The organism is Pseudomonas sp. RIT-To-2, from assembly GCF_029623465.1.
GTDB classification, from domain to species: domain Bacteria; phylum Pseudomonadota; class Gammaproteobacteria; order Pseudomonadales; family Pseudomonadaceae; genus Aquipseudomonas; species Aquipseudomonas silvicola.
On record NZ_JAPYKM010000001.1, the window covers coordinates 70,260 to 89,862 of the forward strand.

Annotated in this window: 26 protein-coding genes; 13 read left to right on the plus strand and 13 right to left on the minus strand. The window is 64.0% G+C overall.

Going from position 1 to position 19,603, the window contains the following annotated elements:
• Positions 1 to 10 precede the first annotated feature (10 nt).
• Positions 11 to 496, minus strand: a complete 486-nt coding sequence (locus tag QBK88_RS00345) for an Lrp/AsnC family transcriptional regulator (RefSeq protein ID WP_277960454.1) — start codon at positions 494 to 496, stop codon at positions 11 to 13.
• 133 nt (positions 497 to 629) lie between these two features.
• On the opposite strand from QBK88_RS00345, the gene QBK88_RS00350 reads away from it, so the two are divergent.
• Both QBK88_RS00350 and QBK88_RS00355 read left to right on the plus strand, forming a co-directional pair.
• Entirely contained in the window at positions 630 to 1,250 is a 621-nt protein-coding gene (locus QBK88_RS00350; RefSeq protein WP_277960455.1) for a LysE family translocator, read from the plus strand.
• Positions 1,251 to 1,435: 185 nt separating this feature from the next.
• Complete coding sequence (locus QBK88_RS00355) at positions 1,436 to 1,858, plus strand: hypothetical protein (protein ID WP_277960456.1); 423 nt, start codon at positions 1,436 to 1,438, stop codon at positions 1,856 to 1,858.
• Here QBK88_RS00355 and QBK88_RS00360 read toward each other — a convergent pair.
• The 3 genes from QBK88_RS00360 to flgA all read right to left on the minus strand — a co-directional run bounded on the left by QBK88_RS00360 (position 1,844) and on the right by flgA (position 3,389).
• Complete coding sequence (locus QBK88_RS00360) at positions 1,844 to 2,332, minus strand: flagellar protein FlgN (RefSeq protein WP_277960457.1); 489 nt, start codon at positions 2,330 to 2,332, stop codon at positions 1,844 to 1,846. The two genes, QBK88_RS00355 and QBK88_RS00360, sit on opposite strands and share 15 nt — an antisense overlap.
• On the minus strand, positions 2,313 to 2,603 hold the full coding sequence (flgM, locus tag QBK88_RS00365) for a flagellar biosynthesis anti-sigma factor FlgM (protein ID WP_277960458.1): 291 nt from the start codon (positions 2,601 to 2,603) through the stop codon (positions 2,313 to 2,315). Before flgM ends, QBK88_RS00360 begins: the two co-directional genes overlap by 20 nt.
• Before the next feature lie 87 nt (positions 2,604 to 2,690).
• Entirely contained in the window at positions 2,691 to 3,389 is a 699-nt protein-coding gene (gene flgA / locus QBK88_RS00370; RefSeq protein WP_277960459.1) for a flagellar basal body P-ring formation chaperone FlgA, read from the minus strand.
• Between the two features lie 162 nt (positions 3,390 to 3,551).
• Between flgA and flgB the strand changes: the two genes are divergently transcribed.
• The 11 genes from flgB (at position 3,552) to flgL (ending at position 13,515) form a co-directional block, all read left to right on the plus strand.
• Positions 3,552 to 3,965, plus strand: coding sequence for a flagellar basal body rod protein FlgB (gene flgB / locus QBK88_RS00375; protein WP_277960460.1), 414 nt, complete (start codon positions 3,552 to 3,554; stop codon positions 3,963 to 3,965).
• 14 nt (positions 3,966 to 3,979) lie between these two features.
• Positions 3,980 to 4,378 carry a flagellar basal body rod protein FlgC gene (gene flgC / locus QBK88_RS00380; RefSeq protein WP_158157418.1) on the plus strand — a complete coding sequence of 133 codons (399 nt, stop codon included), beginning with the start codon at positions 3,980 to 3,982 and terminating at the stop codon, positions 4,376 to 4,378.
• A 3-nt stretch (positions 4,379 to 4,381) separates the two neighbouring features.
• Positions 4,382 to 5,062 (plus strand): flagellar hook assembly protein FlgD, encoded by a 681-nt coding sequence (flgD, locus tag QBK88_RS00385; protein ID WP_268147282.1) that lies wholly within the window; start codon positions 4,382 to 4,384, stop codon positions 5,060 to 5,062.
• A gap of 84 nt (positions 5,063 to 5,146) precedes the next feature.
• On the plus strand, positions 5,147 to 6,316 hold the full coding sequence (gene flgE / locus QBK88_RS00390) for a flagellar hook protein FlgE (RefSeq protein WP_268147284.1): 1,170 nt from the start codon (positions 5,147 to 5,149) through the stop codon (positions 6,314 to 6,316).
• 2 nt (positions 6,317 to 6,318) lie between these two features.
• Positions 6,319 to 7,074, plus strand: coding sequence for a flagellar basal body rod protein FlgF (locus tag QBK88_RS00395; protein ID WP_277960461.1), 756 nt, complete (start codon positions 6,319 to 6,321; stop codon positions 7,072 to 7,074).
• Between the two features lie 31 nt (positions 7,075 to 7,105).
• A complete protein-coding gene (gene flgG, locus QBK88_RS00400) occupies positions 7,106 to 7,888 on the plus strand; it encodes a flagellar basal-body rod protein FlgG (protein ID WP_277960462.1) in 783 nt (260 codons plus the stop codon).
• Positions 7,889 to 7,896: 8 nt separating this feature from the next.
• Positions 7,897 to 8,553, plus strand: coding sequence for a flagellar basal body L-ring protein FlgH (locus tag QBK88_RS00405; RefSeq protein ID WP_277960463.1), 657 nt, complete (start codon positions 7,897 to 7,899; stop codon positions 8,551 to 8,553).
• An 11-nt stretch (positions 8,554 to 8,564) separates the two neighbouring features.
• Positions 8,565 to 9,674: a flagellar basal body P-ring protein FlgI gene (locus tag QBK88_RS00410; protein WP_277960464.1), complete on the plus strand. Its 1,110-nt coding sequence runs from the start codon at positions 8,565 to 8,567 to the stop codon at positions 9,672 to 9,674.
• Positions 9,674 to 10,561 (plus strand): flagellar assembly peptidoglycan hydrolase FlgJ, encoded by an 888-nt coding sequence (gene flgJ / locus QBK88_RS00415; protein ID WP_277960465.1) that lies wholly within the window; start codon positions 9,674 to 9,676, stop codon positions 10,559 to 10,561. The genes QBK88_RS00410 and flgJ overlap by 1 nt, the downstream gene beginning before the upstream one ends.
• Positions 10,562 to 10,688: 127 nt before the next feature.
• Positions 10,689 to 12,299, plus strand: a complete 1,611-nt coding sequence (gene flgK, locus QBK88_RS00420; protein ID WP_277960466.1) for a flagellar hook-associated protein FlgK — start codon at positions 10,689 to 10,691, stop codon at positions 12,297 to 12,299.
• A 16-nt stretch (positions 12,300 to 12,315) separates the two neighbouring features.
• A complete protein-coding gene (gene flgL / locus QBK88_RS00425) occupies positions 12,316 to 13,515 on the plus strand; it encodes a flagellar hook-associated protein FlgL (protein ID WP_277960467.1) in 1,200 nt (399 codons plus the stop codon).
• 6 nt (positions 13,516 to 13,521) lie between these two features.
• On the opposite strand, the gene fliR is transcribed toward flgL, so the two are convergent.
• The 9 genes from fliR to fliJ all read right to left on the minus strand — a co-directional run bounded on the left by fliR (position 13,522) and on the right by fliJ (position 19,597).
• Complete coding sequence (gene fliR / locus QBK88_RS00430; protein WP_277960468.1) at positions 13,522 to 14,313, minus strand: flagellar biosynthetic protein FliR; 792 nt, start codon at positions 14,311 to 14,313, stop codon at positions 13,522 to 13,524.
• Positions 14,314 to 14,319: 6 nt separating this feature from the next.
• Positions 14,320 to 14,589: a flagellar biosynthesis protein FliQ gene (gene fliQ / locus QBK88_RS00435; protein ID WP_268147296.1), complete on the minus strand. Its 270-nt coding sequence runs from the start codon at positions 14,587 to 14,589 to the stop codon at positions 14,320 to 14,322.
• A 25-nt stretch (positions 14,590 to 14,614) separates the two neighbouring features.
• On the minus strand, positions 14,615 to 15,367 hold the full coding sequence (gene fliP, locus QBK88_RS00440; protein ID WP_445764872.1) for a flagellar type III secretion system pore protein FliP: 753 nt from the start codon (positions 15,365 to 15,367) through the stop codon (positions 14,615 to 14,617).
• The gene (fliO, locus tag QBK88_RS00445; protein WP_277960469.1) at positions 15,364 to 15,753 is read right to left on the minus strand and encodes a flagellar biosynthetic protein FliO; all 390 of its coding nucleotides are present in this window, start codon (positions 15,751 to 15,753) and stop codon (positions 15,364 to 15,366) included. The genes fliP and fliO overlap by 4 nt, the downstream gene beginning before the upstream one ends.
• A complete protein-coding gene (gene fliN, locus QBK88_RS00450; protein ID WP_445764873.1) occupies positions 15,750 to 16,229 on the minus strand; it encodes a flagellar motor switch protein FliN in 480 nt (159 codons plus the stop codon). The genes fliO and fliN overlap by 4 nt, the downstream gene beginning before the upstream one ends.
• Positions 16,222 to 17,274 carry a flagellar motor switch protein FliM gene (gene fliM / locus QBK88_RS00455; RefSeq protein WP_277960470.1) on the minus strand — a complete coding sequence of 351 codons (1,053 nt, stop codon included), beginning with the start codon at positions 17,272 to 17,274 and terminating at the stop codon, positions 16,222 to 16,224. Before fliM ends, fliN begins: the two co-directional genes overlap by 8 nt.
• Before the next feature lie 3 nt (positions 17,275 to 17,277).
• Entirely contained in the window at positions 17,278 to 17,733 is a 456-nt protein-coding gene (locus QBK88_RS00460; protein ID WP_277960471.1) for a flagellar basal body-associated FliL family protein, read from the minus strand.
• Between the two features lie 125 nt (positions 17,734 to 17,858).
• The gene (locus QBK88_RS00465) at positions 17,859 to 19,136 is read right to left on the minus strand and encodes a flagellar hook-length control protein FliK (RefSeq protein WP_277960472.1); all 1,278 of its coding nucleotides are present in this window, start codon (positions 19,134 to 19,136) and stop codon (positions 17,859 to 17,861) included.
• 8 nt (positions 19,137 to 19,144) lie between these two features.
• A complete protein-coding gene (gene fliJ / locus QBK88_RS00470; protein ID WP_277960473.1) occupies positions 19,145 to 19,597 on the minus strand; it encodes a flagellar export protein FliJ in 453 nt (150 codons plus the stop codon).
• Positions 19,598 to 19,603: the final 6 nt, after the last annotated feature.

The window sequence follows — 19,603 nt, forward strand, 5'->3', positions numbered from 1 at the left end:
AAAGGTCTTGTCAGGAGGTTTCAGGCCGTTTGACGGGAAACGACATGAACGGCTTGATCTCCTTGAGCACGAACATGCTCTGCATCTCCTTGATGCCCGGCAGCCGCCGCACTACCGACATGGCGAACTCGGCAAACGAGTCCAGGTCCCGCGCCACCACCTGCAACAGGAAATCGGCATCGCCGCCGATGCTGTAGCAGGCCACCACGTCTTCCAGCTGCATCACCTCCTGCTCGAACTTGCGCGCTTGCGCTTCGCTATGGCTGTCGATGCTGATGCGGATGAACACCATCACCCCCAGGCCGATCTTGCGGCGGTCCAGCACGGCGCGGTAGCCCTGGATAAAGCGATGCTCTTCCAGGTGGCGAACCCGCCGCCAGCAGGGCGACGCCGACATGCCGAGGGCGTCGGCCAGGTTCTGGTTGGTCATGCGGCCGTCCTGTTGCAGGGCGGTAAGCAGCTTCACATCCATGTTGCTCAATAGCTCGCTGGTCATTCATTTCTTCCTTGTGCTTCATAAAGGCAGCTTCTGCCCAAAATAACCGCTTGGACGGCAAACATAGAAGAAATTTTTCCGGGTGCGCGGAGTAGCATTTTCCGACTCAACCCGCTGCCATGGATGCTTTCACATGCTCGATACCTCTCAAATACTGACCTACAGCGCAGCATTGGCCGTCGCCGCCGCCATCCCTGGGCCGGGCATGGCCGCATTGGTGGCTCGCAGTGTCGGTGGTGGTGCGCTGTCGGGCTTTTGCCTGCTGTTCGGGATAATTCTTGGCGACCTGACGTATCTGTCGTTCGCCGTGTTCGGCCTGGCGATGGTGGCAGAGCACTTCAATGGGCTGTTTCAGCTGGTGCGCTGGGCGGCGGCGGTCTACCTGTGCTACCTGGCCTGGCTGTTCTGGTTTGCGAAGCCTCAAGCCTTCGAAACCGGTAGGTCTGTACAGCGCAAGGAACTGCTGTCAGCGGCGGTTTCAGGCCTGACCATTACCCTGGGTAACCCGAAGACCATTGCGTTCTACCTGGCGCTACTGCCGTTGGTGATCAACCTGGAGTCGGTCTCGCTGCAGACCTGGGGCTTGATGCTGGTGCCCCTGACAGCACTGGTGCTGTTGGCCGTAGGGGCGGTGTATATCCTGGGCGCCGTCCGTATCCGCCACCTGTTGTCCAGCTTGCGTGCCCAGCAGCGCCTGTTCCGTGGCGCCGCCACGATCATGGTCGCGGCGGCGGCGGCCATGCTCATCCGCTGACCCGCGGGCAAGCCCGGTGGCGCAGGGGGGAGCAGTTGCAAGCGGAATTGGCGCTGTTTGGGTGTGATGTTCTGCCCATTGTTCAGCCGTCGACGCCTTTAACCTCGGTGCGCCAACGATCCTTGCCTACGGGGTTTGCCGTGACCGATAGAGAGCTTCTAGAAAATTCCAGGCTGCGGATTCTGTTGATAGAACCCCACGCCTTTCAACTGTTCGACACCCAGACCCTGCTCTACGACCTGGGCTGCCATTACCTGACCCCGGCCATGAGCCAGGACGAACTGACCCGCGTGTTGCGTGACCGCCAGGCGCCCTTCGATGTGGCTATCTGCAGCGTGGGCACTTTTGGTATGAGCGACCTGGACCTGGCCGAGCTGGTCTATGCCGAAAACAAGGTCAGGCATCTGATTCTGCTGTCCGATGGCCAGGTACCGGCACCGGCCTTGCTGGCCTGTCAGGTACACCACCCAGCCCAACCCTTGCTGGGTATCGTGCAGAAGCCCCTGCGGGCCAACACCTTGCTGGCGCTGTTTCGCCGGGTGCTGGGCGAGGGGCTCAGTTGCGCGGCCCGCACCCTGCAGGCCGCAGGCGCCTCATGCCCGGCTTGAGTGGCCGGCGTGGCGGCCATCCGGCCCGTAGAGGGTACGGCCGCTGGCTTCATTGAGGTAATTGAGGATGCGCTGGTTCTGTTGCTGGCGCACCCGCAGCGAATCGCCATTGAGCTGGTTGAGGCGCTGGGCGCGGGCGGCCAGGTCCTGCAGTCGCGTCCAGGCAGGCAGGCAGCCCTGGTCCTTGGCCAACTGCATGGCGCCCTGGTGGTTGGGCGCATGGCCCAGCGACCGCTGCGCGCGGCGGCGGGTGGTTTCCAGTTGCTCCAGGGCTTCCAGAATGGACTGCTTGGCGATGCTCAGCTCGGTCAGCCGCTCGCCGTCTATCCGCGGGCCGGCCAAGGCCAGGCGCTCCTGGTCCAGCAATGTCAGCAAGCGCTGGGCCGCCACCTGCTGGCGTTGCAGATGGCGCGCCAGGCCTCTGGCAATCTCATGTCCGGCCGGTGGCCGAGCGTCACTCAGTGGCTTGCCCATTCATTTCCATCACACTTTCAGCCATGCCGTCGAAGATCCGTGACGAGTCCACCTGCAAGGTGCCGTCACTGATCGCCTGGCGAATCTCGTTCACCCGATTCATGTTGATATCGGCGGTGGACGCGTTGGCGCCTTGCAGGCTGTCATTGAGTTCCAGCGCGTTGCTCGCCGCCGGGTCCGTGTCACTGGCCTCACTTTTCTGCAGCCGGTTGTTGGCCGTCAGGTCGGTATTGGGCAGTGTGTTGCTGAGCGCTGTGCTGATTATTTTCACGGTCGAATTTTCATAGTGTCCCTTTTGCCCACTATCGGCATTGGGTGGGTGAACTTGAACGCCTGTATTTCAAATTTATGGCGCTTCTCAATCGCGCACCATCAGTTGATCTGGCCCGCTCACTATCGCGCGCAATACCTTGCCGCGCTCGGCCGCCACCCGCACCTCGTCACCCAGGTAGCCGTTGTCCAGGGCCTTGCCCTGGCGGCTCAGGACAAAACCGGCGCCGCGAAACTGCATGGCTACCGGGTGGTTCTGTTCCACCAGCCAGGTCTTGCGCAGGGCGCTGGCAAGCAACGGCGCGCCGGCCTTGAGCGCATGGGTGGCACGCAGGCCGACCACCTCGCGGGTGGTCAGCGCCGCATTGGCCGGCAAACGTTCCAAGGGCCCGGCCCGCAGTACCAGCATGCTTGCTTCCACCACCTGGTTGGCGGCGAGGTTCTGCTGGCTGACCACGTAGGTACCCATGACTGAAACCTTGGCCTGCACGTAATGCAGGGCCTGGCCACAGCGCACGCCTACCAGCACTCGGCCATAGCTGCGCTGCTCGGGATGGACCAGAAACGGCCTGGGGTCGGCGCAGGCGGTCGTGCTGGCTGCCAGATCGATCTGCGGGTGATGGCTGTGGGCGGGCAGGGCAGCGACCAGCAGGTCGCGAATGCGCGCCTGTTCAAGGCTGTTCTCGGCGTCGGCCCGGGCGCCGGCAGGTAGCCACAACAGCGTGCCCAGGCACGCGCCGACAGTGGCGAGCCGGGCGCGCGCGGCAAGGGTGATGCGTGTGTTCATGCGGCGAATTCGTCGTGGGGTCGTGCAGGTGATTCTAGAGCGCCGCGCCGTGATGCAAGGTCGGAAGTGCTCGATAAATGCGTGTCTGTTTCGGCCTTTGGCTTGACCACCTTGCGACTACTCTGCGCGCCTCACCCCCATTCCGAGTCGGAGGCCGCCAGCATGATCGACAAGCTCGACAACGAGCTCAGCTTTCAGCAGAACGCACTGAGCCTGCGCGCCGAGCGCCAGCAGGTGTTGGCCAACAACATCGCCAACGCCGACACGCCGGGCTACCGCGCCCGCGATTTCGATTTTTCCAACGAGCTGGCCAGCGCCCTTGGCCAGGGCATGCCCAAGGCCAGCGGCATGAGCCTGGCGACCACGTGCGACCGGCACCTGGCGGCGAACTTCAGCGGCACCTCGTTGCACGAAATGCTCTATCGCGTACCCGACCAGCCCAGCCTGGACGGCAACACCGTGGACATGGACCGCGAACGCGCGCAGTTCAGTGACAACTCGGTGCGCTACGAGGCCAGCCTCACGTTTCTGAACAGCAGGCTGCAGGCGCTCAAGACCGCCATGCAGTCCGAATAGAGCAGGTACCCCCAATGTCGATGTTCAGCATCTTCGATATCGCCGGTTCCGCGCTGAGTGCCCAGTCCCAGCGCATGAACGTGACCGCCAGCAACCTGGCCAACGCCGACAGTGTCAGCGGCCCCGACGGCCAGCCGTACCGCGCTCGCCAGGCCGTGTTCGAGGCCCAGGCCGCGGGGCTTGGTGGTGTGCGCGTCAGCCAGGTGGTGGAAGACCAGTCTGACTTTCGCAAGGAATACCGCCCCGGCGACCCCATGGCCGACGCCGACGGCTACGTGAGCATGCCCAACGTCGAGCCTGTGGGCGAGATGGTCAACATGATTTCCGCTTCGCGCTCCTACCAGGCCAACGTCGAGGTCATGAGCACGAGCAAGCAACTGATGCTTAAGACCCTGACTCTGGGAGAGTCCTGATCCATGACCAACACCATCAGCAGCTCAGTGCTGTCGAGCATGAACACCAGCACGACCACTACCAGTACCTCGACGGCCACCACGGCGGATGACCTGCAAAGCCAGTTTCTCACCCTGCTGGTGACCGAACTGCAGAACCAGGACCCGTCCGAGCCCATGGACAACACCGAAATGGTTTCGCAGTTGGCGCAGATCAACATGATCAGCGGCATCACCGACCTGGGTGACACGCTGGACAGTATCTCCGGGCAGATCGATACCAGCCAGGCTCTGCAAGCCTCGGCCCTGGTGGGCAAGGGCGTGCTGGTGGACGGCGACGCGATCACCGTCTCCGGCGGAAGCGCCAGCACCTACGGCGTGAACCTGGACGGTGATGCCGATACGGTCACGGCCACCATCACCGACAGCAGTGGCAACGTAGTGCGCACCATCGACGTGGGTGCGCTGGACGAAGGCGTGCATTCGCTGAGCTGGGACGGCCTGGCGGACGACGGCACCACCGTGCCGGACGGCGATTACACGGTGAGCATCAGCGCCACCGACGACGGCACGGCGGTGACCGCCACCGCGCTCAATTACGCACTGGTATCGGGTGTCAGTACCGACGATTCCAGCGCCGTGGTGCTGGAGCTGGGCGCCAATACCGACAGCGCCAGCCTCAGCGACATTCGCCTGCTGCTGTAGCGCCTTACCCCTGACCTTTCACAAAAACGTGACCTTCGCGGCGTTTGCGGCTGCCCGGTCCTTATCGGCATCAAGGAGCGACACATGGGCTTTTCCCAAGCACTCAGTGGTTTGAGCGCAGCATCGACTGACCTCAACGTCATCAGCAACAACATCTCCAACTCCGAAACCGTGGGCTTCAAGAGCTCCACCACCGAGTTCGCCGACGTCTATGCCGACGCTGAAGTAGGCCTGGGTACATCGGTATCGGGAGTGGTGCAGAACTTCGAGTCCGGCAGCCTGACGACCACCGACAATGACCTGGACCTGGCCATCAGTGGCGATGGGTTTTTCGTCTTCAACGACGGCACTACCACCACCTATTCGCGCAACGGCCAACTGACCCTGAGCTCCGACGGTTACCTGGAAAACGCCTCGGGGGCCAAGCTGGTGGGCGCCAATGGCGTGATCCAGATCCCCTCCACCGGCTTGCAGGCCAGCGCTACCACCGAGGTGGACGCAACCCTGAACCTGGACTCCAGCTCCGACGCCATCACCAGCACCTTCGATGCCACCGACGCGACCAGCTATTCGTACTCCACCAGCGCCACGGTTTACGACTCGCTGGGCAACAGCCACAGCATGACGCTGTACTTCGCCAAGAGCGATGACACCAACACCTGGAACGTCTACACCGCCATCGACGGCAACACCGTCACCGATGACGATGGCAACGCCCTGAGCCAGGAAGTGGCCTTCGACACCAGCGGTCTGCTGACCAGTGGCGCCACCGCCACCTACACCTATGACCCGGACAACGGCGCCGCCGAGATGAGCATCGAGCTCGACCTGACCGGTACCACGCAGTTCGGCAACGACTTCGAGCTGTCCAGCAGCTCCCAGGATGGCTACACCTCCGGCAGCCTGACCGGTTTCACCATCGACTCCAGCGGCAACGTGGTAGCCAGCTACTCCAACGACCAGACCCAGGTGATCGACCAGATCGTGCTGGCGACCTTCAACAACGAGCAAGGCCTCAAGGCCGTGGGCGACAACAGCTGGACCGCCACGACCGAGTCGGGCGTGGCCCTTTTGGGTACGGCCGGCACCGGCCAACTGGGCTCCATCGAGAGCGGCGTGACCGAGGACTCCAACGTCGACCTGACCACGGAACTGGTCAACCTGATCATTGCCCAGCGCAACTTCCAGGCCAACTCGCAATCGGTCAAGACCCAGAGCGAAGTCCTCCAGCAAGCGGTCAGCCTCGGGTCGTAATCATGGATCGCATGCTCTACACCGCCATGAGCGGCGCCTCCCAGTCCCTGGACCAGCAAGCCGTGGTGGCCAACAACCTGGCCAACGTGGTGACCCCGGGTTTTCGTTCGCAACTGGCGCAAATGCAGGCCGTGCCGGTAGCCGGCGAAGGCCTGCCGACCCGCGTGGCGGTGTCCGCCACCGGTATCGGCGTGGACTGGAGCCAGGGCCCGGTGACTCGTACCGACCGCAACCTGGACGTGGCCCTGGACATCAACGGCCTGCTGGCCGTGCAGACCAGCGACGGCAGCGAGGCCTACACCCGTCGTGGTGACCTGCAGGTGGACGGCATCGGCAACGTGATGCTGGGTGGCCGCCCTGTGATCGGCGATGGCGGGCCTGTCAGCGTGCCGCCGGGCAGCGAAGTCAGCATCGGCACCGACGGTACCCTCACCGTGCGCGAGCAAGGTGGCGATGCCAAGGGCCTGGCCCAGGTGGGCCGGCTGAAGATGGTCTCGGCGCCGCCGGGCACCGTCGAGGCCGGCACCGATGGCCTGTTCCGCGCCCCGGCAGGGCCCGACGGCACACGGCAGCCGCTGCCCGCCGACGACACCATGCGCCTGAGCCCCGGCAACCTGGAGGGCAGCAACATCAGCCCCACCAGCGCCATGGTCGCGATGATCGACAACTCCCGGCGTTACGAGATGCAGATGAAGGTCATCAGCGACGCCGACGACAACGCCAAGAGCGCCAACAGCCTGCTGTCCCTGCAGGGCTGAAACACCGGTTGAATTGAACGAGGAATGATCGATGATCCGATCACTGTGGACGGCGAAAACCGGCCTGGAAGCCCAGCAGGCGCAAATGGACGTCATCGCCAACAACCTGGCCAACGTCAGTACCAACGGCTTCAAGAAATCGCGGGCGGTGTTCGAAGACCTGCTGTACCAGAACATGCGCCAGCCTGGTGCGCAGAGCACCAGCCAGACCAAGCTGCCCTCGGGCCTGCAAGTGGGTACCGGTGTTCGCCAGGTGGCCACCGAGCGCCTGCACACCCAGGGCAACCTGACCGAGACCGACAACTCCAAGGACCTGGCCATCAACGGCAACGGTTTCTTTGAAGTGGACATGCCCGACGGCACCACCGCCTATACCCGTGATGGCAGCTTCCAGCTTGACGCCAACGGCCAGATGGTGACGTCCAACGGTTATACCCTGACCGGTGGTATCACTATTCCCAGCACGGCCACTTCGGTGTCGGTGAGCACTGACGGCATCGTCTCGGTGGTGAACTCCGGTTCGTCTACCTCCACCCAGGTGGGGCAGCTCAACGTGGCGCTGTTCATCAACCCCGCCGGCCTGGAAAGCATCGGCCAGAACCTGTACCTGGAAACCGACGCGTCCGGTGCGCCGACCGAAAGTACCCCGGGCCTGAACGGTGCCGGTACGTTGTCCGCGGGCTACGTGGAAACCTCCAACGTCAACGTGGTGGAGGAAATGGTCAGCATGATCCAGACCCAGCGGGCCTACGAGATCAACAGCAAGGCGGTGGATGCCTCCAATGAAATGCTGCAGCGCCTGACACAGCTATGAGGTACGGCATGAACAAGCTGGCGCTGTGCATCGCCATCGGCCTGGTGAGCGGCTGCGATGTACTGCCGCGCAAACCGGTGGTGCAGGACGAAAGCATGGTGGTGCCGCCATTGCCGCCGCGCCAGGCCGATGGCTCCATTTACCAGGTGCGCCGCGGCCTGCAACCGCTGTTCGAGGACCGCCGTCCACGCATGGTCGGCGACACCCTGACCATCACCCTGAACGAGCAGGTCAGCGCCAGCAAGAACTCTGCATCCAATGCCGGACGCAGCGGTTCGGTGGGTTTGAGCATGAAAGCGACGTCCAGCCGTGCCTCCCAGGAGGGTAGCTACGGCCTTGATGCTTCGGTGGACAACGACTTCACCGGCAGCGGCGGCTCCCAGGCCACCAACTCGTTCACCGGCACCATCGCCGTGGCGGTCATGCAGGTGATGCCCAACGGCAACCTGCGGGTGCGCGGCGAGAAACAGATCGCCATCAACCAGGGTACCGAGTTCATCCGTTTCTCCGGGGTGGTCAACCCACGCACCATCACCGGCGACAACACCGTGGCCTCCACTCAGGTGTCGGACGCGCGCATCGAATACGTCGGCGACGGCTACATCAACGAAGCGCAGCGCATGGGCTGGCTGCATCGCTTCTTCCTGAATATCTCTCCGCTATGAGGGCTGCTGCCATGGCTGACCTGATTCGCTCCCTTCTGGGTGGCCTGCTGTTGCTGGCCATCGCTGGCCCGGCGTCGGCCGAGCAGATTCGCGATATCGCTGAATTCGCCGGCGTGCGCCCCAACAGCCTGGTGGGCTATGGGCTGGTCGTGGGCCTGGACGGCAGTGGCGACCAGACCACGCAAAGCCCCTTCACCGAGCAGAGCCTGACCAACATGTTGTCCCAGCTGGGCCTGACGTTGCCGGAGGGGGCCAACATGCAGATGAAGAACATCGCCGCAGTCATGTTGACCGCGACCTTGCCGCCTTTCGCTCGGCCGGGGCAGCAGATCGACGTGGTGGTGTCGTCCATCGGTAACGCCCGCAGCCTGCGCGGCGGCACTTTGCTGATGACACCACTCAAAGGCGCCGACGGTGACGTCTACGCCATGGCCCAGGGCAACCTGCTGGTAGGCGGCGCGGGCGCGGCGGCCAATGGCAGCAGTGTCACCGTCAACCAACTGGCTGGTGGGCGTATACCGCGTGGCGCCGTGGTGGAACGTGAGGTGCCGCTGCACCTGGGGGGCAACGATGGGGTGCTGAGCCTGTACTTGAACCAGGCCGACTTCGCCACCACCGAGCGTGTGGTGTTTGCCATCAACTCCGAATTCCGCCGCACCGTGGCGTCCGCCGTCAACGGTGGGGTGATTCAGTTGCAGGGGCCGTTATCGCCCAACGAACGGGTTAACTTCATGGCGCGGGTCGAGGGCATTTCGGTGCTGCCGGCCGAAGCTCGGCCCAAGGTCATCATCGACTCGCGTACCGGTTCGGTAGTGCTCAATAGCGCGGTGAAACTGGGCCGTGCCGCCGTGGCTCACGGCAACCTGTCGGTAATCATTGATACCACCAACCAGGTCAGCCAGCCGGGTGCATTGAGCCAGGGCCAGACCGCCGGCACTGCCAACAGCAGCATTTCCATTCAGGAGCAGGGCGGTTTGCTGCACTTCATGGAAGGCAGCGCCAACCTGATGGACGTGGTCAAGGGCCTCAACGCCCTGGGCGCTACGCCCCAGGATCTGATGGTGATATTGCAGGCGCTGAAGGCGGCAGGCTCCCTGCGCGCCGAGCTGGAGATCATCTGATGAGCCTGGCCAGCAGCACCGACGGCTTTGCCCTGGACATGCAGGGCCTGGCCAACCTGCGCCGCACCGCGCAGACCGACCGCGCCGCCGGTGCCAAGGAGGCCAGCAAGCAGTTCGAGGCAATGTTCCTGCAGATGATGCTCAAGAGCATGCGCGCGGCGATTCCTAAGTCCGACCTGGACAAGGACTCGCAGACCAGCCTGTACACCGAGATGCTCGACGAGCAGTGGTCACAGCGTCTGGCCGGCAAAGGGCTGGGCCTGGCCGAGCAACTGGAGCGGCAACTGGGGGCCAGCACCGGGCAGCGTGTGACCGCGCCGTCTGGCAGGGTCGCGAACGTGCAGCAGACGTTTGCTGCCTGGCAACGCCGAGCCGTGGGCGAGGTGGGTGCGCGGGCGGCTCACGTCGAGGACTTCGTCCAGCGCCTGGCCGGCCCGGCCCGGCAAGCTGCGCGCAGCAGTGGTGTTCCCGCCGAATTGATCTTGGCCCAGGCGGCGCTGGAAACCGATTGGGGCCGGCGCAAGATCCCCACTGGCAGTGGCGAAGACAGCCACAACCTGTTCGGCATCAAGGCCGGTGGGCGCTGGCGTGGGGCGAGTACCGAAGTCATGACCACGGAGTTTCAGGACGGCGAAATGCGCAAGCAGCTGCAGAGTTTCCGTGCCTACCCCAGCGACGAGGCCGCGCTGGCCGACTACACCCGGCTGCTGGGCGGCAACGCCAACTACGCCGGCGTGCTATCGGCCCGCGACCCCTTGCAGGCGGCGCATGCCTTGCAAAAGGGCGGTTATGCCACCGACCCCGACTACGCCAGCAAGCTGATCGCCGTGATGGCTACCATCGGCCCCCTGCGCCCACCCCTGCAAACCGCCCGCCTGGAACCTTGAACCCGGCTTGAATGCGCCCGCTCCCACGGGGGCCACGGCAACGTTCCGGGCACAAAAAAACCGCCTGATTTTTCAAGTTTTCAGGCAATCGGCCGATAACACGTGGCACGTCGTGTAGGAATTATTTATGAGCATCATATCGATCGGTGTCAGCGGTCTGAATGCGGCACAAGTGGCCCTCAGCACCAGCAGCAACAACATCACCAACGTGTATACCGATGGCTACAACCTGGAGTCCGCATCGCTGGCCGCGAGCACCACGGGGGGCGTGGAGGTAACCAGTGTCGATCGTACGTTCGACCAGTTTATCGCGGCCCAGCTGAATGCGTCCACCAGCACCGAAAGCGCGTTGAGCACCTACTCGACACAAGTTTCGCAAGTCGATGACCTGCTGGCCGACAGCACCTCGGACCTCGACACCCTGATGCAGGATTTCTTCTCCTCGGTGCAGACCATGAGCAGCGATGCCAGCGACTCGGCGGCGCGCGAAGAGGTGATAGGTTCGGCAGAAACCCTGGTGTCCCAGTTCAATTCCCTGGGCAGCTACCTGGATGACATGCAGAGCAGCGTCAACTCCCAGCTGGGCGACCAGGTCGACCAGGTCAATGACATCACTGACCAGATCGCTACCCTCAACCAGCAGATCAGTGCGCTGGGCAGCAACTCGGACTCGGCCAACACCCTGATGGACCAGCGCGACGCCCTGGTTACCTCCTTGAATGAGCTGGTGAATGTCGACCTCACCGTACAGGACAACGGCAGCTACAGCCTGTCCCTGAGCAATGGTCTGTCGCTGGTGTCCGGTAATCAAAGCTTCGAATTGGCAACTACCACCTCGGCCAGCGACCCGTCGCAGACGGTGGTCAGCTACGTGGATGCCGCCGGCAACGAAACCGAACTGGACGAGTCGACCATCAGCGGTGGCTCCATCGGTGGCCTGTTGACCTTCCGCAGCGAAACCCTCGATACCGCGCAGAATCAGTTGGGCCAGATGGCCGTTGCCCTGGCCAGCGCTTTCAATGCCCTGCAAACCAGTGGCACGGACCTCAATGGCGACACCGGCACCGCATTCTTTTCGGTGGCCGACCCGGTGGTGTACAGCAATACCGACAACACCGGCAGCGCAAGCCTGAGCGCGAGCTTTTCCGATGACCTGGACAGCCTCACCACTAGCAATTACACCGTCAGCTATTCGGATGTCGACGGCTACACCGTCACTGATGCCAGCACCGGCAAGGCCGTGGACAGCAGCTATGACGCCGACACCGGCACCCTCAGCTTCGGCGGCCTGACCGTGACCATCAGCGGCACTGCCGACGATGGCGACAGCTTCCTGGTCAAGCCCCTGAGCAGCGCCGCCAGCACCCTGGACACCGAAATCGATGACCCGTCGCTGATCGCTGCGGGCGCCGGTGGCGGGGACAGTGACAACAGCATCGCCCTGGAAATGCTCGACTTGCAGAACCAGGACCTGGTGGGCGGTACGTCCACCCTGACCGAAGCCTATGCATCGCTGGTCAGCAAAGTAGGCAGCACCACCAGCTCCATCAGCACGCAACTGGACAACCAGACCAGCGTCACCGAACAACTGACCACACTGCAGCAATCTTCGTCGGGGGTAAACCTGGATGAAGAAGCCGCTGACCTGGTGCGCTATCAGGCTTACTACCAGGCCTGCGCGAAAATCGTCGAAGTGGGTTCCACCGTGCTCGACACCATCCTGAGCATGGATGCCTGACAAGGAGGCTTGACCGATGCGTATTTCCACCCAGACCGTCTACAGCCAGGGCCTGAGCAACATGCTCACCCAGGAAGCCGCCTACCTGGACGCCAGCAGCGAGGTGTCCAGCGGCAAGCGCGTGGTAAACCCTTCCGACGATTCGTCGGCGGCAGCCCAGGCAGTGGTAGTGCAACAGGCTTCGTCGCTCAACGACCAGTACGCCGCTTCGCGCACCTCGGTGACCACGTCGTTGTCCACCGAAGAGAGCGCCCTGGACAGCATCAGCGATGCCATCACCAGCGCCAAGACCCTGTTGATCCAGGCTGGCGACGGCACCCTCAGTGATGATGACCGCGCCTCCATCGCCACTTCGCTGCAAGGCATCTACGACACGCTGGTGTCCTTGGCCAATACCACGGACAGCAACGGCAACTACATTTTTTCCGGCTACCAGAGCGAGAGCCAGACGTTCGTAGCAGACGCCGACGGCAACCTCACCTACCAGGGCGACGACAACGCGGTGATGCAGCAGGTCAGCGCCACCGAGACCATCGCCAGTGGTGACACCGGCCAGAGCGTGTTTCTCAGTGTTGGCAGCTCCGCCGGCTTCGTCGCCCAGGCCAGTGCCGACAACAGCGGGTCGGTGACTTTCGACGGGCCGGACATCACTGACAGCAGCGCTACCAACTACGGTACCGCCTTCACCCTGACCTTCGCCGTGGACGACGACGGTGCAACCACTTATAGCGTCGATGGCGGTGACGCGGTGGCTTACGAATCGGGCGATACCGTGGAGGTCAACGGCCTGTCCATGACCCTGGAAGGCGAGCCCGCCGACGGCGACAGCATCAGCGTCAGCGCGGCCGCCGAGGCCGACCCGGACCTGTTCAGCACCCTGCAGAACATCATCACGGCTCTGAACACCCCGGTGGAAGACGAAGCCGATCAGGCGGCGCTTAGCAACACCCTGTCCACCAGCAGCCGAGAGCTGGACAACGCTTTGGACAACGTCCTGACGGTCCGCACCTCGGTGGGCACGCGCATGAACGAGATCGATGTGCTGGACACGGTGGGCGATGACATGTCGCTGACCTATGCCACCAGCCTGTCAAACCTCACCGACGCCGACTACACCACCTCGGTGTCCAACTACACGGCCCTGCAAGTGGCCTTGCAGGCGGCGCAGCAGACCTTCGCCAGCGTGCAGGACATGACCCTGTTCGACTACATCTGACCGGGCTCAGCCGGGCACGATCATGTTGCCGACCAGCATCTGCATGAAGTGCAGCGATTCATCCAGCAGCAGCTGGAGGAAATGCCCCAGGTGGCTGGTCAGCGCCATGATCAGCACCAGCCCGGTACTCAGGGTCACCGGAAAGCCCACGGCGAACACGGTCAGTTGCGGCGCCGCGCGGTTGAGAATGCCCATGGCCAGGTTGATGATCAGCAGCGCCGCCACCATGGGCAGGGCCAGCAGCAGGCCGGTAAGGAACACGCGGCTGCCGTAGCGGGCGATCATCTCCCAAGAAGACGGGTCGAAATGCAGGTTGCCCACCGGCAGGCTCTGGAAGGTACTGGCCAGCAAGCGCAGCACCAGCAGGTGGCCGTCCAGCGCCAGGAACATCAGCAGGGTAGTCATGCTCAGTAGCCGCGACAGCACCATGGTGTTGGTGTTGCTTTCCGCCGAATAGAAACTGGCGAACGCTAGACCCATCTGCATGCCGCAGATCTCCCCAGCCATTTCCACAGCCGCCAGGGTCACGCGCATCACCATGCCAAGGCTGGCGCCGATCAACAGTTGTTCCACGGCGATACCCAGCCCTTCCCAGGACACGATGGCGACGTCCGGCATGGGCGGCAGCACCGGTGAAAGCAGCACGCTGAGCAGCAGCGCCAGGCCGATTTTCACGCTGTTGGGGATGATGGTGTGACCCAGCAGCGGGTCCACCAGCATGAACGCGGCAATGCGGCACAGCGGCCAGAAGAACAGCGCCAGCCATTGCTGCAACTGCGCGGTGTCGATGTCCAGCATGGGTGGTCAGCCCACCAGGCCCGGCAGGCCCACCAGCAGGTCGCGGGTGAAGTCCAGGATCATGTCCATCATCAACGGCCCCGCCAGTACCAGTACCGCGCAGATACCGACGATCTTGGGGATGAACGACAGGGTCGATTCGTTGATCTGCGTGGCTGCCTGGAACAGGCTGACGACCAGGCCGACGGCCAGGGTGGTGAGCAGCAGCGGTGCGGCGACGAACAGGCTGACGCGCATGCCCCTGTAGGCCAGGTCCATGACCATTTCCGGTGTCATCGTGGTAAGGCTCCGTAGGTGGATGTCAGGTGTAGAAGCTCTGGGCCAGGGAGCCCAGCAGCAATTGCCAGCCATCCACCAGCACGAACAGCATCAACTTGAAGGGCAACGAAATGGTCGCCGGCGGCACCATCATCATGCCCAGCGCCATCAGCACGCTGGCGACGATCAAGTCGATGATCAGGAAGGGGACGAAAATGCTGAAGCCGATCTGGAAGGCGGTCTTCAGCTCGCTGGTGACGAAGGCCGGCATCAGCACGCGCATGGGCACCTGGTCGGGGGTGTCCAGGTCCTGCAGGTCGGCGATGCGTGCATACATGGCCAGGTCAGTCTCGCGGGTCTGCTTGAGCATGAAGCCGCGAAACGGCTGGCTGCCCTTGTCGAGCATTTCCTCAAGGCCGATCTGATTGTTGGAGAACGGCTGCCAGGCCGTGTCGTAGACCTTGTTCAGCACCGGCGACATGACGAAGAACGTCAGAAACAGGGCCAGGCCCAGCAACACCTGGTTGGGTGGCGCCGAAGTAGTACCGATGGCGGTGCGCAGCAGGCCCAGGACAATGATGATGCGGGTGAAGCCGGTCATCATCAGTAGCAGCGCCGGCAGGAAGGCCATGGACGACAGCAGCATCAGGGTTTGCAGGCTCAGCGACCATTGCTGGCTGCCGTTGCCCATGGCCTGGCTGGTGAAGGCCGCCAGGCCCGGGGCTTCCTGGGCCCAGGCGGTGTCGATCAAGGCCGGCAGCACAGTGGCAGCCAGGAGCATGGGGCGCAGGTTCATGGCGTGTCGTTTCCGGCAGGGTTCAGGCGTTGTTTCAGGGCTGCGGCCAGACGTTCGGCGAAGGCTGGCGCCAGCGGCGCGCCGGGTGCGGCGGGTTCATCGGCCGGGGCCGGCAGTTCCGACAGGGCGCTGATGTGCTGGGGTGTGACTCCCAGTACCAGCCACCGCCCCTGCACCTGGACGATTACCACGCGCTCGCGCTGGCCCACCTGAGTGCTGCCGACCAACCGCAGGTGCGTGCCCGGCCGGGTGTGGCCGGGGCGCAAGCGCTTGGCCAGCCAGCCGCACAGCAGAATGCTGGCTACCACCACGGCGAAGGCCAAGCCGGTCTTGCCAAGCAAGGCCAGGCCCAGCAGGCTGTCGGGTGAGGAGGGCGCGCTGGTCATCGGTTGAGTTTCTGTACCCGTTCGGACGGGGTGATGATCTCGGTGATGCGGATGCCATACTTCTCATCGACCACCACCACTTCGCCCTGGGCGATCAGGTAGCCATTGATGAGAATGTCCATCGGCTCGCCTGCCAGGCCATCGAGCGCCAGCACCGAGCCCTGGGCCAGTTCCAGCAATTGCTTGATGGTCACCCGGGTGCGCCCCAGTTCCACGCTGAGCTTGACCGGGATGTCCATGATCATTTCCAGGTCGCGGCTCACGGCGCCGCCGCCCTGGTTGTTCAGGGGGCGAAACACCTTGGCAGGTGCCGCGGCGGGGGCGTCGGCCGGGGCGCTTTCCTGTTCGGCCAGGGCTTGGGCCCAGGGGTCGTCCAGTTCGGCATCATCGCCCTGCTCGGCCATGGCGCTGGCCCATTCGTCTTCCAGCGATGGGTCTTGCGCCGGGGTGGGCTCGGGGGTGGTCGGTTCAGTCATGGGCGGAGTCCTTGGCAGGGGGCACGGGGCCTTTCACGAAGCTGGCGGCTTCGGGGCCTACGGGCGAGTGGTCGATGAGGTCTTTCACCAGCAGGGCGCACAGGCCGTTCTGGCTGCCGTATTCGCAGGTCAACACCGGCACGCCGTCGACCTTGGCCACCAGGGTGTCGGGCAGCTCGATGGGCAGCACGTCGCCCACCTGCAGCGCCATGACCTGGCCGATGCTGGTGTCGATCTCGGTGAAGTCGGCCACCAGCTCGATATGCGACTGGGTTATTTCGCCGGCCATCTGGCGGTTCCAGGCCTTCTCGGCGTCGGGGTCGCTGTCGGTGAGCGGGCCGTTGAGCAGCTGGCGCAGTGGCTCGATCATCAGGTAGGGGATGACGATGTTGAAATCACTGGCCAGGTTGCCGACTTCCAGGTGGAACGTGGTGTTGACCACGATCTCGTTGGGCGAGCTGGTGATGTTGGCGAACTTGGCTTGCATTTCCGAGCGCAGGTATTCGATTTCCAGCGGGTACACCGAGCTCCAGGCGTCCTGGTAGGCGTTGATGGCCAGGCTCAGCAGGCGGCGGATGATGCGCTGCTCGGTGCGCGTGAACTCGCGGCCCTCGGACTTGGCCAGGAAGCGCCCGTCGCCGCCGAAGAGGTTGTCCACCACCATGAACACCAGGTTGGGCGGGAACACCGTGAGCACCGTGCCGCGCAGCGGTTTCATCGCCAGCAGGTTGATGTTGGTGGGTACCGGCACGTGGCGCGAGAAATCGTTGAAGCTCTGGTAGCGCACACTGTCCACGGTGATATCGGCACTGCGCCGGATCAGGTTGAACAGGCCCATGCGGAAATAGCGGGCAAAGCGCTCGTTGATGATGTCCAGGGCGTGCAGCCGCTCGCGGATGACCCGGTGCTGGGTGGCCGGGTCATAGGGGCGGATGTGGGCATCCCAGGGCATCTGCTCGGTGCCGGCGGACGACTCGTCGTCACCGCTGACGCCGTTGAGCAGCGTATCGATCTCTTCCTGCGACAACAGGTCTTCTAAGGGCATGGGCTATTGCACGATGAAGTCGGTGTAAAGGACGTCGAGTATGGAAAGCTCGGGTTGGGGTGTTGTCAGCGGGCGTTTGACCAGGTCCAGCACCCTGGCGGCCAGGGCGCTCTTGCCCTGGCTGGTCATCAGGGCGGTGCTGTCCTGTTCGCCCAGCAGCTTGAACAGCTGGCTGCGGATCTGTGGCACGTAGGGCTGCAGGAAGGCCTGGGTGGCCTTGTCGCCCACGCTGATGGCGAAGCCGACATACAGCAGGCGCTGTTCGTGCTGTGGGTTCTGCAGGTTGACGGTCAGCGGTGCGATGTTCACCAGCTGCGGCGCGGCCGGCGGTTCGACGGCTGTTTGGGCCGGGGCCTGCAGGCGGGTCACGTAGTACCAGGTGCCGGCGATGCTGGCGGCGGCCAGCAGCACAACGCACAGGATCATGGGTAGCCAAGGGGTCTTGCGGGTCGTGCTCATGGCCGGTGTCTTCGTAGGGTCTGATCACACAAGCCGCGAGTATGACCACCGCCGCGCCCCGACCATGGCCCGATAAAGCCGCCCAATACGCCGTATCTTGGCGTTTTGCTGTGGCATGGGCGCTGTCAGGTGTACAGGTCGATGCGCGTCAGAAGCGGGGTAGCCTGAGCCTCGCTGGTTTCTTCTTCGGCCACGGCCACAGCGCTGCCCGCAGGTGGGGTATAGGCGCTCTGCTCACGTTGCGCCTGGCCCGAAGGCTGGTCACTGACCGAGGTTTCCCCCAGGGTGATACCTTGGGCCGCCAAGGCTTCGCGTAGCTGTGGCAAGGCCTGTTCCACGGCACTGCGCACGGCCGGGTGGGCACAGACGAACTGGGCCTGGGTGCCGCTGCTGTCCTGCTTGAGGCTGATGGACAACGGTCCCAGGTCGGCGGGATGCAGCTGCAGGTCCACCTGATGCTTGCCGCGCTGGTGCAGGTTGAGCACCTGCTGGCTGAGGCCGGTCTGCCATTGCGAACTGCCCACGGCAGCCGTCAGGGTGGGGTTGCTTGTGTTCACTTGCGGGGGTTCTTGGTTGACCGCAAGGGTGGCGCTGGGTGCCCAGGCGCTGAGGGTGTCCAGCGGCTGCGGGCTGGGTGTATCGCTGTCGGCGCTGGTGTCGGTGTCCTGGGAAGGCGTAGCCGTCGCGGCCGCGACAGCGGTCGTGGTGATCGTTTCTGCCGGGGCGCTATCGGTTTGCGTCACGGTTGGCCGGGTGTCGGTCTTGGCGGTGGTGCTGGTGCTGGTGATACCAGGCAGGTTAGTGCTGCGCTGGCTGGCCAGCGGTGTTGCCTCCGGTGCCGCCTCGGCAGCCACGGGGCCCTCCACGGTAACCGCCACGGCCTCGGGCGCCACAAAGACCTGGACGGCACTGGCATCGGGCGTGCCCGCGTTGTCGATCAGACGCATCCGCTCGCGGATATGCTGCAATTGGCTGTTCGCGCTGTCGTCACCGCCGCTACCGGTGGCGGCCACTGTGTCTGCCAGCGGCATCGCGGGCTCGGGAACATCAACCTCTTGCGGCTCTTGCTGCACCGCAGCCGGTTGGGGCTTGGCCATAGCGGTGGCGAAGGCGGGTACGCTGATCGGCTGAGCCGCAGGTTGTGGCTCGGCAACCGTGGGTTCAGGCAGGTCGACGGCGGGCATCTCGGTATCTACCGTCGGCGGGCTCGGCTCGGCCAAAGCCATTGTTGCTTCGGCCGCTGTTTCGACGGCGGCAACTGCGGCGGTCGGCTCGGCTTCCACCGGTTGCGCCTGGGTAGCCGCATCCAGCGCCTGGGCGAAGACGCTGCCGTCGGTTCCGGTGGCGGCGGCCAGCGGTGTACCGGCGGTCGTGGGGCTGGCCAGCAATGCTGTGATGTCCATGGAGGCTCTCAAGTACGGGAGAATTGGCCGGGCTGCTGGCGCATCCGGGCGCCGAGTTCGTCGCTCTGGCGTTGTTCGCGGCGGTTGGCCACTTGCTGCTCTTGCGCGGCGCGCCGCTGCAGCAGGGTTTCATACGCATGGGCCTTGCGCCATTCGGCCTGCCAGGCCTGTTTGCTCTTGTCGATCTCCGCCTGTTGCTTGGCCATGCTGTTGCGCGCCCGGTCCATGGCAGTGTCCAGCGACGCAAGGAAGGCCCGGTAGTTCGCCAAGCTGGGGGGGCTCATGCCCTCCGCGTGCAAGGTGTTCTGCAAGCTTTGGCGGTATTCCTGCTGATACTGCTGCAGGGTTTTCAGCTGCCCCGCCAGCTGGCGCAGGGCCTGGCGCTGCTGGGCCAGGGTGCGGGCGGCGCCATCGCGGGCTTTGTGAGCCAGTTCAGCGAGCAGGTCGAGGGACGATGTCATGGCACT

Excerpts from the sequence above, each read along its gene's own strand:
- flgL (WP_277960467.1), top strand. The coding sequence starts at position 12,316 with ATGCGTATTTCCACCCAGACCGTCTACAGCCAGGGCCTGAGCAACATG.
- flgJ (WP_277960465.1), top strand. The coding sequence starts at position 9,674 with ATGAGCCTGGCCAGCAGCACCGACGGCTTTGCCCTGGACATGCAGGGC.
- flgB (WP_277960460.1), top strand. The coding sequence starts at position 3,552 with ATGATCGACAAGCTCGACAACGAGCTCAGCTTTCAGCAGAACGCACTG.
- QBK88_RS00465 (WP_277960472.1), bottom strand. The coding sequence starts at position 19,136 with ATGGACATCACAGCATTGCTGGCCAGCCCCACGACCGCCGGTACACCG.
- flgG (WP_277960462.1), top strand. The coding sequence starts at position 7,106 with ATGATCCGATCACTGTGGACGGCGAAAACCGGCCTGGAAGCCCAGCAG.
- QBK88_RS00405 (WP_277960463.1), top strand. The coding sequence starts at position 7,897 with ATGAACAAGCTGGCGCTGTGCATCGCCATCGGCCTGGTGAGCGGCTGC.
- QBK88_RS00350 (WP_277960455.1), top strand. The coding sequence starts at position 630 with ATGCTCGATACCTCTCAAATACTGACCTACAGCGCAGCATTGGCCGTC.
- flgE (WP_268147284.1), top strand. The coding sequence starts at position 5,147 with ATGGGCTTTTCCCAAGCACTCAGTGGTTTGAGCGCAGCATCGACTGAC.
- fliO (WP_277960469.1), bottom strand. The coding sequence starts at position 15,753 with ATGACCAGCGCGCCCTCCTCACCCGACAGCCTGCTGGGCCTGGCCTTG.
- flgC (WP_158157418.1), top strand. The coding sequence starts at position 3,980 with ATGTCGATGTTCAGCATCTTCGATATCGCCGGTTCCGCGCTGAGTGCC.
- fliP (WP_445764872.1), bottom strand. The coding sequence starts at position 15,367 with ATGAACCTGCGCCCCATGCTCCTGGCTGCCACTGTGCTGCCGGCCTTG.
- QBK88_RS00395 (WP_277960461.1), top strand. The coding sequence starts at position 6,319 with ATGGATCGCATGCTCTACACCGCCATGAGCGGCGCCTCCCAGTCCCTG.
- fliJ (WP_277960473.1), bottom strand. The coding sequence starts at position 19,597 with ATGACATCGTCCCTCGACCTGCTCGCTGAACTGGCTCACAAAGCCCGC.
- flgK (WP_277960466.1), top strand. The coding sequence starts at position 10,689 with ATGAGCATCATATCGATCGGTGTCAGCGGTCTGAATGCGGCACAAGTG.
- fliN (WP_445764873.1), bottom strand. The coding sequence starts at position 16,229 with ATGACTGAACCGACCACCCCCGAGCCCACCCCGGCGCAAGACCCATCG.
- QBK88_RS00360 (WP_277960457.1), bottom strand. The coding sequence starts at position 2,332 with ATGGGCAAGCCACTGAGTGACGCTCGGCCACCGGCCGGACATGAGATT.
- QBK88_RS00345 (WP_277960454.1), bottom strand. The coding sequence starts at position 496 with ATGACCAGCGAGCTATTGAGCAACATGGATGTGAAGCTGCTTACCGCC.
- fliQ (WP_268147296.1), bottom strand. The coding sequence starts at position 14,589 with ATGACACCGGAAATGGTCATGGACCTGGCCTACAGGGGCATGCGCGTC.
- QBK88_RS00410 (WP_277960464.1), top strand. The coding sequence starts at position 8,565 with ATGGCTGACCTGATTCGCTCCCTTCTGGGTGGCCTGCTGTTGCTGGCC.
- flgA (WP_277960459.1), bottom strand. The coding sequence starts at position 3,389 with ATGAACACACGCATCACCCTTGCCGCGCGCGCCCGGCTCGCCACTGTC.
- fliM (WP_277960470.1), bottom strand. The coding sequence starts at position 17,274 with ATGCCCTTAGAAGACCTGTTGTCGCAGGAAGAGATCGATACGCTGCTC.
- QBK88_RS00460 (WP_277960471.1), bottom strand. The coding sequence starts at position 17,733 with ATGAGCACGACCCGCAAGACCCCTTGGCTACCCATGATCCTGTGCGTT.
- flgD (WP_268147282.1), top strand. The coding sequence starts at position 4,382 with ATGACCAACACCATCAGCAGCTCAGTGCTGTCGAGCATGAACACCAGC.
- fliR (WP_277960468.1), bottom strand. The coding sequence starts at position 14,313 with ATGCTGGACATCGACACCGCGCAGTTGCAGCAATGGCTGGCGCTGTTC.